The 13189-nt window shown below is 54.0% G+C and carries 12 protein-coding genes; 5 read left to right on the forward strand and 7 right to left on the reverse strand.

The genetic code is table 11. The features are described 5' to 3' along the window. Positions 1–55 precede the first annotated feature (55 nt). Entirely contained in the window at positions 56–1390 is a 1335-nt protein-coding gene (locus DXU84_RS07715) for a glycoside hydrolase family 10 protein (protein WP_049804369.1), read from the forward strand. A gap of 160 nt (positions 1391–1550) precedes the next feature. Here DXU84_RS07715 and fhuE read toward each other — a convergent pair whose 3' ends face one another. Both fhuE and DXU84_RS07725 read right to left on the reverse strand, forming a co-directional pair. Next, entirely contained in the window at positions 1551–3761 is a 2211-nt protein-coding gene (gene fhuE / locus DXU84_RS07720) for a ferric-rhodotorulic acid/ferric-coprogen receptor FhuE (RefSeq protein WP_153375311.1), read from the reverse strand. Positions 3762–3982: 221 nt separating this feature from the next. After that, positions 3983–5377 (reverse strand): Xaa-Pro peptidase family protein, encoded by a 1395-nt coding sequence (locus DXU84_RS07725; RefSeq protein WP_153375313.1) that lies wholly within the window; start codon positions 5375–5377, stop codon positions 3983–3985. Positions 5378–5512: 135 nt separating this feature from the next. On the opposite strand from DXU84_RS07725, the gene DXU84_RS07730 reads away from it, so the two are divergent. Continuing rightward, positions 5513–6145: a helix-turn-helix domain-containing protein gene (locus tag DXU84_RS07730; RefSeq protein WP_013577710.1), complete on the forward strand. Its 633-nt coding sequence runs from the start codon at positions 5513–5515 to the stop codon at positions 6143–6145. A gap of 52 nt (positions 6146–6197) precedes the next feature. Here the strand turns inward: DXU84_RS07730 and DXU84_RS07735 are convergent, their stop codons facing one another. Then, positions 6198–6593, reverse strand: coding sequence for a YebG family protein (locus tag DXU84_RS07735; RefSeq protein ID WP_013577711.1), 396 nt, complete (start codon positions 6591–6593; stop codon positions 6198–6200). 193 nt (positions 6594–6786) lie between these two features. Here DXU84_RS07735 and DXU84_RS07740 point away from each other — a divergent pair, with 193 nt between their 5' ends. Next, positions 6787–7251 carry a GNAT family N-acetyltransferase gene (locus DXU84_RS07740; RefSeq protein ID WP_013577712.1) on the forward strand — a complete coding sequence of 155 codons (465 nt, stop codon included), beginning with the start codon at positions 6787–6789 and terminating at the stop codon, positions 7249–7251. A 115-nt stretch (positions 7252–7366) separates the two neighbouring features. Here DXU84_RS07740 and DXU84_RS07745 read toward each other — a convergent pair whose 3' ends face one another. Next, the gene (locus DXU84_RS07745) at positions 7367–8242 is read right to left on the reverse strand and encodes a LysR family transcriptional regulator (protein WP_370461747.1); all 876 of its coding nucleotides are present in this window, start codon (positions 8240–8242) and stop codon (positions 7367–7369) included. A 114-nt stretch (positions 8243–8356) separates the two neighbouring features. Here DXU84_RS07745 and DXU84_RS07750 point away from each other — a divergent pair, with 114 nt between their 5' ends. Next, positions 8357–9346: a nitrilase family protein gene (locus tag DXU84_RS07750; protein ID WP_121019914.1), complete on the forward strand. Its 990-nt coding sequence runs from the start codon at positions 8357–8359 to the stop codon at positions 9344–9346. Between the two features lie 43 nt (positions 9347–9389). Here the strand turns inward: DXU84_RS07750 and DXU84_RS07755 are convergent, their stop codons facing one another. Both DXU84_RS07755 and DXU84_RS07760 read right to left on the reverse strand, forming a co-directional pair. Further along, positions 9390–9788: an SgcJ/EcaC family oxidoreductase gene (locus DXU84_RS07755; protein WP_013577715.1), complete on the reverse strand. Its 399-nt coding sequence runs from the start codon at positions 9786–9788 to the stop codon at positions 9390–9392. A gap of 3 nt (positions 9789–9791) precedes the next feature. Next, on the reverse strand, positions 9792–10517 hold the full coding sequence (locus DXU84_RS07760; protein ID WP_153375372.1) for a sulfite exporter TauE/SafE family protein: 726 nt from the start codon (positions 10515–10517) through the stop codon (positions 9792–9794). A gap of 107 nt (positions 10518–10624) precedes the next feature. On the opposite strand from DXU84_RS07760, the gene DXU84_RS07765 reads away from it, so the two are divergent. Further along, positions 10625–11515: a LysR substrate-binding domain-containing protein gene (locus DXU84_RS07765; RefSeq protein WP_112151374.1), complete on the forward strand. Its 891-nt coding sequence runs from the start codon at positions 10625–10627 to the stop codon at positions 11513–11515. Here the strand turns inward: DXU84_RS07765 and DXU84_RS07770 are convergent. Beyond that, positions 11506–13176 carry an alpha,alpha-trehalase gene (locus tag DXU84_RS07770; RefSeq protein ID WP_013577718.1) on the reverse strand — a complete coding sequence of 557 codons (1671 nt, stop codon included), beginning with the start codon at positions 13174–13176 and terminating at the stop codon, positions 11506–11508. The two genes, DXU84_RS07765 and DXU84_RS07770, sit on opposite strands and share 10 nt — an antisense overlap. Between the last annotated feature and the right edge of the window lie 13 nt (positions 13177–13189).

A 13189-nucleotide genomic window follows, 5' to 3' on the forward strand; every position in this document is an offset into this window, starting at 1 on the left:
AATAATAAGAAAATGTTTCTTTTCGCGCGACGACCAGACATCACCGGAGTTTATCATCGCTTTTTCCCGTCATTTTCCTTGCGTCACCGCCGTCAAACACCCTGGTGCCGTTGTGGCTTTTGCGCTGTTACTGGTGGCTGGCTGTGCCTCGACACCGCCAAAATCACTGGTGACGCCGCTGCCGCCAGTGGCGAAGCACCCTCTTCCTGGTCAACCTGTGCAGAGTCATGAACCCGTGCGCGGCGTCTGGCTGGCGACCGTTTCCCGCCTCGACTGGCCACCGGTTAATTCGGTGAATGCTGGCAGTGCGTCTTTGCGCATCAGCCAGCAGCAGCAAGCGCTGACTGCCAAGCTGGATAAGCTTAAAAGTCTGGGCATCAATACGGTGTTCTTCCAGGTAAAACCTGACGGTACTGCGTTCTGGCCTTCAAAAATTTTGCCGTGGTCAGATATGCTGACGGGCAAAATTGGTCAGGATCCGGGTTATGATCCGTTGCAGTTTATGCTCGATGAAGCGCACAAGCGCGGGATGAAAGTCCATGCGTGGTTTAACCCTTACCGTGTGTCTGTGAACACCAAACCTTCGACTGTGGCAGAACTGAATCAGACATTGCCACTGCACCCTGCCAGCGTGTTTGTGCTGCACCGCGACTGGATCCGAACCTCCGGGGATCGTTTCGTGGTGGACCCTGGTATTCCTGAGGCGCGCGACTGGATCACCAGCATCGTGGCGGAAGTGGTGGCGCGTTATCCTGTCGATGGTGTGCAGTTTGATGACTATTTTTATTCCGAATCACCGGGTTCCTCGCTGGATGACAGCCTGACGTTCCGGAAGTACGGTCAGGGTTACGCTTCTAAAGCCGACTGGCGGCGTCACAATACCCAGATGCTGATTGAGCAGGTTTCACGCACCATAAAACAGCTGAAACCGGGTGTGGAATTTGGCGTCAGTCCGGCGGGTGTCTGGCGTAACGTGTCGCATGATCCGGCAGGTTCACAAACTTCCGGCGCAGCGGCTTACGATGAAGCCTATGCGGATACCCGCCTGTGGGTGCAACAAGGTTTGCTCGATTATATTGCGCCGCAACTGTACTGGCCATTCTCCCGCAAGGCGGCGCGTTATGACGTGCTGGCAAACTGGTGGGCAAATGTGGTCAAGCCCACACATACGCGGCTCTACATTGGTGTCGCGTTGTATAAAGTGGGTGAACCGTCCAAAAATGAACCGGACTGGATGGTCAGCGGCGGCGTGCCGGAGCTGAAGAAACAGCTCGATATGAATGAATCCGTACCGCAAATTAACGGCACGATTTTGTTCCGCGAAAACTACCTCAACCAGCCGCAGACGCTGGACGCGGTCCGTTACCTGAAAAGCCGCTGGGGAAGCTGAAATAAGTTAGCTGACATCCATCTATGCTGAATTCCTTTGCCGCTGCTTCCAGTCCTCTGATCACGCGACGATAGTCCCGTGCACGGACAGAGAATGACAGTAAGGCACCGCCTGAACTCGCAGGCGGTGCCTTTTTTTTATTGCGCGTTAAACCTTCATATCAGAACGTGTAATTTGCGCTGACCGAGACATTGCGCGGTTCACCGTAAACGGTGTAATCACTGAGCCACGAGTAGTACGTGCGGTCAAACAGGTTGTTGATGTTGGCCTGCACGGACAGCTGTTTTGTCACCTGATAACGCGTGAACAGGTCCACCAGCGCGGTGCTGCCCTGCGATACACGATGCGTTTCGCCGTCCGGCCCGGTGGCATCCTGGAAGGTGCGGTTCTGCCAGTTTACACCGCCGCCGACGGTCAGATCCGGCATCATCGGTAGCTGGTAGCGGCTGAACAATTTCAGCTGGGTCTGCGGCATATTGCTGTTGAGACGGCTGCCGGTTTCGTCTTTCGCCACATAACGCGTCGCACCAAAGGTCATTTGCAGGTTGTCGGTCACCGCGCCGTTGATCTCAAACTCAGCGCCTTTGCTGACGGTGCCGCTGACCGAGACATACGCCTGCTCGCTGGAGCCGTTAACGTAATTGCTGCCATCTTCCTGTGCCACGTTATCCTGTTCGATACGGAATACTGCCATTGTGGCGGTCAGACGACCGTCCATCCACGCGGATTTAAGCCCGGTTTCGTAATTTTTCCCGGTGGTTGGGGACAGATAATGGCCGTTGATATCGCGGTCAGTCTGCGGCTGGAAGATGGACGTATAACTGGCGTATGCCGACCAGGTGTCGTTGATGTCATACACCAGACCGCCGTATGGCGTGATGTTGTTCTTGCTCATGCTGCCGCTGCTGCCATTGGTGCTCCATTGGGTATAACGTGCGCCAACGATCAGCGAAAGCGGATCCGCCAGTGAGAAGCGGGTGGCGAAATAACCGGCTTTCTGGCGGATGACATCGTCCGCATTCAGATACCAGTCTCCCCACTCCGGCTCGCTGACATTGCCGTTCCAGCTGTTGCCAAAACTGCCAATTGTGTCGCTGTCGAGAGAACCGTCTGCGCTGTAAGTCTGGTTGTGCTGGCGGCTGTAACTGACGCCAGCCACCATCTGGTGCTGACGGCCAAACAGTTCAAACGGCCCGGTGGCGTAAGTGTCGAGGGAATCCACTTTGCGCGTGCCACGGTCTTTACTGCCAAAACCGCTGAGACCAGTGCCCGTCGTGTGATCCGGGAAATCCATCAGATACAGCAATTTATCATTAAACGTTTGCTCGCCATGTGTGCCGTTTACACGGAATGTCCAGCCGTTATCAAAGTCATGTTTAACGTTGGCGAACACTTTACGCGACTGAATAGCATAATTCGTCCAGTCGGCGGAAGTGTTGGTACTGCGGTCATAATGCGTGCGCGAGCCGTCTGTGTACCAGGTTGGCAGGCCGCCCCAGGTCGGGTTGCCGGTGTTATTTTCCTGATAATCGTAACCGAGCGACACGGTGGTGTTATCGGTCACATCGGCATCCACCACGCCGTAGAAGAATTTTTTACGCTTGTGATAGCGATCCAGCCAGCTGTCCTGATCCTGATAACCGGCTACCACGCGCCCGCGCACCGAACCTTCCTGATTCAGCGGGCCGGAAGCATCGAGCACGTAACGCTGTTTGTTCCAGCTTCCGTAACTGGCGCTGATATCGCCGGTGAATTCTTTGCTGTCGGCGTGTTTACGCACCATGTTGACAGAGGCGGCCGGATTGCCCGCCCCGGTCATCAGGCCTGTGGCGCCACGCACCACTTCGATACGGTCATAAATCGCGGTGTCTTCGGCGGCATCACCAAAATTCCAGGTGTCGCTGACGGACGTTGGAATGTCGTCGTAGGTGTAATTATTGATGTAAAAACCGCGGGAGAAATAGGATACGCGTTCGCTGTCGATGACTTCCGTCGAGATGCCGGTGGTGTTATTCAGCACGTCCCCCACCGACTGGAGGTTCTGATCCTGCATGCGCTGTTTGGTGATCACACTGACCGACTGCGGAATATCGCGCGGCGTCAGGTTCATTTTGGTGCCCGCAGTGGTGGTTTTGACCGCGTAATCCTGCCCGTCGCTGGCAGCGGCGGTCGCCGAACCTTCAATCACCATATCCTGCTGCGAGCCGGATGCGGCGGTATTCGCGGTGCCTGTCGTCCCACTGCCGGTTTCAGCGGCCTGCGCCGGATTCACCAGAACAAAAATCGCCAGCGCCAGTGTGGAAACCGTAAATGTTTTTCTTACCTTTAACGCACCCTGCTGCACGTCATATACCCTGCCATTCAAAGACATAACACATTCCCATAGCAATTTTTTTAAGGGCGAGTCTGTTTCTATTTATTGTTTTAACCAGAACAGCTCGAAATGAGAATGTGAATAGTAATTATTAACATTAACCCTGTCGCGCAGAGGATTCATCTTAATAAGTAACAAATTATGAATGCAAAAAAATTCAGAGGAAAATAAGAACCCGGCGAAGAACTTCACCGGGTTTAATGATGAGGCAAATTGCTTTACGTCCGCACCAAAGCCCGCGACTTATCCAGCAGGAAAGGCCGCAGGTAACCGACAGTATTGGAAAGCAGAATCACGTCCTCGGAAAGGCGAATACTCAGCACGTCCGTCAGGTATTTTTTACGGGTGACCATACGCTGCCAGACCTCCGGGAACTGCGTTTCCAGCTCTTTTCGCAGTGATTCATCTGCCAGCCCTACCGTATCTTCGATGCTGCTGCCACCATAGCCGGGTAATGACGGAATAATATCAATCTGAAACAACATGCCACTTTCAAACGGGATCACTGAGCCACCGTATACCGGAGAACACAGCCACTCCTCATCTGCAACCAGATGACCGGGATTGAGATGCCAGTGATAGATGCTCTGTGGCAGCGTTTGCTCAACAAGCTGATAAAGCTCACCGCCGGTCAGCCCGATACGCAGTGCTTCAAGCCAGGTTACTACCGTGTGGTAATAGGGTATCGCAAGCCGCTGCAACCAGTCCGAAACCTCTTCCGGTAATTCATTTTCCGCCGCTACCACATACGCCGCACGGCTGGTGAGGCCTCCTTTGTATCCGGTGGTGAGCGAAAACTTATCGCCACGCCGGATAGTTTTGTCGGAAGGATACAGATTCGCATGGGCGAAACGCTCACCCGTCGCGGCAATCATAATCACGTTCCCGTGCTGGCCTTCTCCTGCCAGTAACTGACCGATTTCTTTTTCTGATTTGCCGGGTGCAATCGTATCCAGCGCCGCAAGCACCTGAGTGGAGGCCAGGTTGGCGCCGTATTCATAAAACGCCACTTCATTAGCGGTATTAATCCGCCGCGCACCGTTTTCTGGCGAGGTAAACAGACCGGTGGCGTTTACCACATCTCCAGCCACGCCCGCGGCCTTTCGGACTGCGTCGAGGATAAACGCGGGCACATCAAAGGTGGTTTTATCCGTGACAGGGTCACATCTGAACAGTTTCCAGCCTGCGATGCCAACGTGCTGCGCGTCAGCAATACCGGCAGATTTAAGCAAATCGTGCAGCGGCTGATGATGTTTCATCGGCTGGTTGGGCAGGGAAAACAACGGCGCATGCAGGCAGCGACCCGCGTTGCGCGCATGGGGAACCAGTTTCAGATTTTCATTCCCCATAACATAAGTCAGCTCACCGGTCGCGCGCACCACCAGCAAGGCTTCTTCAAAGCGCGGGATAAAACCCGCAAGATATTCGAAATTGCCGCCGTGTTCTTTGTCGGCATAAATCACCAGGCTGTCGAGCTGATGCTGTTGCATCGCGTGAAGGATATGACGCAGGCGTGACGCCATGGCTTCATCGGATAATACCGGAGTGGAAATGTGAGGGTAAGTCGCGGGAGCCGGGAGGGTTTTCAGTGAATACTCATGTTCAGCTTTCATTGCCTGTCCTTTTGCATGGCGGGGGGAAAGAGGATTATGCCCCAAACGGCCTCTTAAGGCCGCATTCACCGGACAGGGAACTCTGCTAAATTTAAGGTAATTCCCTGCTGTTGCTGCCTGACGAGGTTAATAACGATGGTTACCGAGAGTGATAAGGGCAAAGACCTCAGTCAGGCTACCGCTGAGCTATTTGCCGAGCTTATTCCCTATCTCCAGTTCCGTACTGTCCCCGCGGGCTCGCGCTTCCATCTGTATGAGAGGGGGGAATTTTATTGTTATTTCATTCGCAAAGGCTGGTTTAAAACCTTTCATAACGACGAACCTGTGCTGATAGGTACGTTGTCAGTGCCGGGCATCATTGGTATTGGCGGTGCGGTGCCCTCAGAGGCCAGAATGTTTATTCAGGCGCAGGATGAATCTGAGATTGCCGTCTCCACCGTGGCGGAGATGCATGCCCTGATTGATCGTCTGGAGTTGTGGGAGCCAATGGCAAAGCACTTTTTCAGGATGACCAACAATCTCTATGTCAAAAGCACAATGCTGACGGCACCAACATCCTATGAAATTCTGCGCCACCAGCTCATGGAACTCATGAAAGAACCGCCGGAAATACGCGAAAATATTCCTGCTGCCCATTACATTCAGCTTAAGACGCACCTTTCACGCAGCACGATCATGAAAGTGCTTTCACAATTGAAACAGGGGGGATATGTGAGGCTGCACAACGGTATTCTGAAAGAAGTGATCCGTTTGCCACTGAAATACTGAGCGTGGTATCAGGGGGGAAGAAAGCGTGCCGTTACGCACGCTGTTCTCTCAGTTACGCGGCTTTTACCGCACGGACTTTTTTGGCCGTGGCAGGTTTTTCGGCAACATTTTCTTCGGCAGCATTTTCTTCAGCAGCCACGTTTTCTGCGACCACTTCTTCTGCTTCTGCTTCTGCTGGCGTTTCAGCGGCGGGCTGGTGTGCGATTTCTGCTTCCGGCAATTTGCTGGTGCGCAGAATATGCTGGACGGTGTCTTTCTGCTCGGCGAGGTGAAGTGCAATGTTTTCCGCCAGTGCTTCATCCATCCCGATATTGCTCTGTAACAGCCATTCAGTAAAAGCATCCGCCATGTCCAGCATCTTGTCGTAAGCGTCTGCTTCTTTCTTATTGGCAAAAGTCATTTTCTCTTCACCTTTTCTGACCACAACAAATTTTGTTTCAACAGCCATGATTCGCTCCTTATACTGTAATTATATACAGCATACCAATAATCAGTGCAGGATACATCATCCGGCCTGATTTTTATAGTGCGGCGCGTCAAAGGCCGGGCACATACCCTGGCAACTATAACGCGGGTGAATTTCTCAGCGTTAGCCGGTAAGGTAGAAAACGACCTGTTTTCAACGAACTTGTGAGGTTCCCGTGACAAACCTGAAAGCTGTATGCAACTGGACCAAAGACACTTATCTGATCACTACCGACTTTCAAAAACTGGATATTCCGGCAATTCACGCCTACCTGACCCGGTCAAGCTGGGCGCCGGGCATTGACGAACAGACGGTGCGCGCTGGCGCAGAAAACAGCCTGAACTTCGGGTTGTTCGACGACGGAAAACAGATCGGTTACGCCCGCTTTATCACGGACTACGCCACCTTTGCTTACCTGTGTGATGTCTATGTGCTGGAAGATTATCAGGGAAAAAATCTGGGCGCATGGCTGATCGAATGTGTGCAGTCGCATCCGGTCACAGCAAAACTTCGCCGGATGGCACTCTTTACTTCTACCGCGCCGTGGTTGTATCAAAAGTTTGGTTACACACCGGTTAACGAACCTGACTACACCTGGGTCATCACCCGGCCAGGAATTTACCTGAACAAAGACGGGTAGTTCAGGCTTTCCTGAACGCACGGCTGGAAACAGAAACTGAATTCTGGTCAGGGTCTTTCGCATTGGTGAACTTATCGCCGTCGGCCTGATGGCGCGGGCCACATTCCGGACCGTTCTATATACAGGCAGCGGCTTTGAGATTTTCAGTCACCATCCGCACAAAGTTATCGCGAATGACATCTTCATTCCGGGCGTCCCATGCAATCCCCACCTGCCAGCGCGTCGCAGGGCCGGTGAGCGGAAGTATTTTCAGCTCCGGCGGCGCAATATGCACGACGCTTTCGGGTAGCAACGCCACGCCGATCCCGGCCGCTACCAGTGCGACAATAGTCTGGATATCCTCCGCCCGTTGAACCGATGAAACATGAAACAGATTCTCCTGTAAAAAACGGTCTGTCTGCGCATTCAGCCCCCCCGCCCGCTCAGTATACAAACGCAGTAACGGACGGTTCCTGAGCCTTTCACTCATATCCTCGCCGTTATCTTCAGACACCACCAGCACCAGTTTATCCTCAAACAGCGCGTGGTAACTGAGCGGTGCAGGCGGCGGGACACGCACAAAACCAATGTGCAGTTCCCCGCGTTGCAGCATGTCGTATTGCTGCGCGGAAGGCAGATCTTCCAGCGTGATATCCACGCCGGGATATGCTGCGCGGAATTTCGCAATACATTGTGGCGCCAGGATGAAACTCGACAGGCCGAATCCTGCCGCCAGCAGCCCTTCTCCCCCCTTTTCAACCTGGCTGGCATGTTGCATAAACGCGGCCATTTGTCGCAATACTTTCTCCGCTTCCGGCAAAAGCCGCTGGCCTGCGGCTGTCAGCGCACTGCCGTGTCGTCCGCGGGCAAAAAGCGCCACGTTCAGCGTCGATTCCAGCAGATTGATCTGTTTGGTGAGTGCCGGTTGTGAAACGGAAAGCGTCTGCGCTGCCTGCGCATAATTCCCTTTTTCAGCCAGTGTGACAAAAGCCCTGAGCAAACGTGTGTTCACTTTATATATTCCATTGGGTTATCAGATTTGGAAATCATTTCATTATAAAGTTATCAGTCGCATTGCTCTAATACCAGCGTCAACCGAAATCCCTGAAGACGTATGGAGAAGATCATGTCGGACCCCAAAACACTCAAAGCAGCGGTCATTCAATTTCAGCATCAGGCGGGTAACAAAAAATATAACCTGTTAATTATGGAGCGTTTTATCGAAAAAGCGGCTATTGAAGGCGTCAATATTTTGGCCTTTCCGGAAATGTGTATCACCGGTTACTGGCACGTGCCCAAACTCGATGCTGCTGGCGTTCAGGCACTGGCGGAGCCAGCCGACACCGGCCCCTCTGTTGCGCTGATCCGCTCGCTGGCCGTGAAACATCAGATGCTGATTGGCGCCGGATTTATCGAACGTGCCGCTGACGGGCGTCTGTATAATGCCTACGCCGCCTGCATGCCTGACGGTTCGTTACACATCCACCGCAAAATGCACGCCTTTGAGCATGAGGCTTTCAGTTGCGGCGACAGTTATACCGTGTTCGGCACCCCCTGGGGCGTGAAGGTCGGGATCCTCATCTGCTGGGACAACAATCTGGTGGAAAATGCCCGTGCCACCGCCCTGCTGGGTGCAGATATTTTACTGGCACCGCATCAGACCGGCGGCACACATTCACGCAGCCCGCACGGCATGAAACCGATACCGCTGGCATTGTGGCAGCAGCGTGCTGAACGCAAAGAAGAGATTACCGCAGCGTTTAAAGGTCCCAGCGGCCGGGAATGGCTGATGCGCTGGTTGCCCTCACGCGCTCACGATAACGGCATGTTTATTTTGTTCAGTAACGGCGTCGGTGCGGATGATGATGAAGTACGCACCGGTAACGCGATGATCCTCGACCCTTATGGCCGGATCGTCGATGAAACCTGGGTTGCTGCGGATGCGATGGTCAGCGCGGATCTGGATTTATCGCTGATCCCGATGAGTACCGGCAGACGCTGGATGGCAGGCCGCAGACCCGATTTGTATCATATTCTGACTGAATATCAGGGCTATGAGCGGGATGCAATGACTGCACGTTTTTCTGAGGAATTACCGGGGATCCCAAAACGCTAAATCACCGTGGATTGATGAAGCGAAAAAGGCTCCTTGCGGAGCCTTATTCCTGATCCAACAGCGATGTGCCATATGAATTATCGATGGTACACAGCCAGCGACCGTCCGGTTCATGGCGGAAAACATAGGTGGCACGGCGGGTAGTGGTCACCTTTCCGCCCTGTCCGTCGGGAAAATGCAGCACCGTTTCCATGATCACCAGCGCATCCTCTGCCCCTTCAATCACCTGCATTTCGCCCTGTTCTACCACCAGCTGATCCTGAAAATAATCCGAGATGGCGATAAAGGCTTTGCGGATGTCGGTTTTGCCGCGGGCAATCATGCCCGGTTTAATTACCAGCGCCGCCTCTTCGGCATAATGCGCCATCAGTGCGTCAAAATCCCTGACGGATATGGCTTTGTCACAGGCTTCGATAACCTGGCGGATCGGGTGTGTACTCATCCGTTAATGTCCTTTTGCTGAGTTCCAGAGTAAAGAGATGCCCGCCAGAAATAACATGATGTCGATCAGGCGGTTGAATGATGACTCTGACATCTTAATAACAAATTTTTTGCCAATAAGCATCCCTGTCGTCAGTGTGCCACCCACCAGCAAGCCGCTCAAAAACACCGGCCACGGCATTGCACCAATCACGCTGAACGCTGAGGCTTTGGCGAAATAAATCGCGAACGAAGCGGCAGCCTCGGTGGAAAGCAGCGCACCTTTCACCAGCCCGTAACCGGCGAAAACCGGAATGGTCAGCGGGCCGGTTGAAAATACCACACCGGTCAGAAACCCTGTCAGCGCGCCTGCCATCGCCAGTTGCGCGCTGCTGAGGGTAAAAGCCCGGTAACGGGCGTAATGACGCAAGGGGATCAGCAACAAGAAGAACGCGCCGATACACATATTCGACAGCGTGGCGGGCATTTCCCACAGGGTATTTGCGCCGAGAACGGCGGCGGGAATGCCGGGCATGGCGTACAGCAAAAATGCCCGAATGTTGATGTCTTTGCGCCAGAGAAGCACGCGGGAGATGTTGCCGACAATAGCGGCAATCGCCATCACCGGAATCGCAGTTTTCGGGCCGAAAGTATACGTCAGCGCCGGCAACAGCATGATGGAACCGCCGGTGCCGACAACACCGCTGATCACACCCGCCAGTATGCCCGTCAGAGCAATCACCACATACATCACGTCACATTTCCTTTTCTCAGGGGGAATGCGGGCGATGATAGCGTTTAGGAAATGGCGTAACCCGTGATAAAAAGTCACATAATCGTGATTAAAAAGGAACGACCATGCATGCACTTCCCCCGATAACGGCCCTCCGCGCCTTTCTTGTCGCCTGTCATGCCGGGAGTTTTACCGCCGCAGCGCAGGAGTTATGCATTACGCACGGCGCGGTAAGCCGCCATATTCAGGGGGTGGAAAAGTGGTTTGGGGTGAATTTATTTCGTAAAGAAGGCCAGCGGCGGGTGCCGACACCTTATGCGCTGACGCTGGCACGCGAGCTGGGCAGTGCGTTCGATACCCTGTCGGATATCGCCCTGCGCTACGGTAATGGCGGGCGGAATAACGTGTTCAATGTCAGCGTGCCAACCACCATGAGCCTGAAATGGCTGCTGCCTCGCCTTGATGATTTTTATACGCAATTTCCTGAGGCAAACCTGCAAATCTCTACGGCCAATACCGAGCAGTTACACATTGTGGGGCATTACGATTTGCTGATCCGTCGTGAAACCGGTGCCACGGAATATTCCGCGATCCCTTTTCTGGCTGATACCCATTGCCTGATGGCCGCCCCGGCGCTGCTCAAACGCTTTCCGCTGGAGACGCCGGAGGACGTGCTGAAATGTCCGCGCGTTGAAACCCTCACCCGTCCCGGACACTGGAATTTATGGCTGGCGGCGGCAGGGCTGGAGAAACCGCCGGTCAGCGGCTTTCGCCGTTACGATCATTTTCACGTTTCGTTGCATGCGATGCTGGAAGGAATTGGCGTCGGGCTGGGGCCGGTCAGTACGTTGTCGGCGGAAATCCGTCGCGGGAATCTGATACCGATGTTCCCGCAGATTACCGTCGCGCCCTGCCATTACCACGCCCTGACGCCAGTGGGCGTGCAGAAAACCCTGCTCCACCAGGCGTTTGAACGCTGGCTGGTGGCCCAGGGTGAATGCGGCAATCAGTCGTAATTCTCACCATATAAACCAATCAACCGCCGCACGACGCCGTTGGTCCAGCCGAAACCGTCCTGCAGCGGATATTCCCCGCCGCCGCCTTCGCGGGATGTGTCGCCTGAAATATGGTATTTCTCAATCAGTTTATGGTGTTGCTGATAATACTGATTCACGGTTTTCAGCCAGTTACGGGCAATTTCATCGCCCAGTACATCATTGCCGTATTGCTTAAAGCCCTGAATCGCCATCCATTGCAGCGGTGCCCAGCCGTTGGGTTTATCCCACTGTTGACCGGTTTCATATTCTGTCGCCATGATGCCGCCGGGTGTGAGTAAGCGGGTACGCACGGCGTCTGACAGACGTTCGGCCTGATAATGGCTGGCAAGTCCGACATACAAAGGCACCACGCTGGCGGCAGAAAACAGCGCCATTTGCTGACGGTGCCAGTCGTAATCACGGAAACAACCTTCGTTGTCATCCCACAGATAACAGTTGATGGCCTCGCGGCGTGTTTCGGCTTTCCGGCGGAATAACGTTTCGGTGACTTTATCCCCTTTCAGTCCGGAAATATTGGCAATGGTACTTTCCAGCTTGTGCAGAAACGCATTCAGATCCACCGGGATAAATTGCGTGGTGCGGATGCTGGCGAGACGATGCCCGTCACGCAACCAGCGCGACGAATAATCCCAGCCGGATTCCGCGCCAGCGCGCAAATCGCGGTAAACCTCATTCGCCGGGCGGCTCGAAAGTTTCGCGGTTTCGACATCTTCGCGCCACGATTCATCGCGCGGTGTGTCCCTGTCATCCCAGTAACGGTTGAGCAGCGTGCCATCCGGCAGGCAAACCACATGCCGGTAAGCCTGATTCGGCGCCAGGGAATCCGCGCCGTCCATCCAGAACTCATATTCCATTTTCAGATGGTCAAGGTAACGCCGCGCACCGCGCACGCCGTCTTCCTCGAACAGTTCGACCATCAGCGCAAACACCGGTGGCTGGGAACGGCTGAGATAATACGTGCGGTTGCCGTTAGGAATATGGCCGTACATCTCGATAATCCAGGCGAAATTATCCGCCATGGTGCGCAACAGATCATTACGGCCACTTTCCGCCAGCCCTAACATCGAAAAGTAAGAATCCCAGTAATAGGTTTCACTGAAACGCCCGCCCGGCACCACATAGGCCTGGGGTAACGGCATCAGTGACGACCAGGGCACGTGGTCTTCCGGCTGGCGCGTGAGCACCGGCCACAGTTTGTCGATGTGCTCTTTCAGCGAATCGCCGGGGTCGGAGACGTATTCATCATCACGATGTTCCGGCAGCCAGAAATGCGCGTCCACAAATCGTTTCAGGTTGAAGCCCGGATGGTTTTTTATCCGCCGATAACGCAGCAATATGTCCAGCGGATCCATTTTCGGCGGGCAGTCGGGAAAGGTTTTGCTGTCCTCGAAAAGCCCTGAAGATTGCACACTGGTAAACAATTCCAGATAACGGTCGGCAGGCGTTAAGGCATCAGAAGGCGGCAAACCTTCGATCATCCCCGGCTCCGGTTCCGCATCCATCATCCGGTCAAGGATCAGTTCAATGGGCTCGAGCTCGCTCAGACGCGTCTCTTCGCTATCAGCGTTTTCGCTGTCAAACAGCGCGTTTTCATTCGTCTGGTAATTCGCATTTTGCATATGCAGCAAGCCT

Origin of the sequence: Rahnella sp. RcJ3 (assembly GCF_009498575.1) — a bacterium.
GTDB classification, from domain to species: Bacteria; Pseudomonadota; Gammaproteobacteria; order Enterobacterales; family Enterobacteriaceae; genus Rahnella; species Rahnella aceris.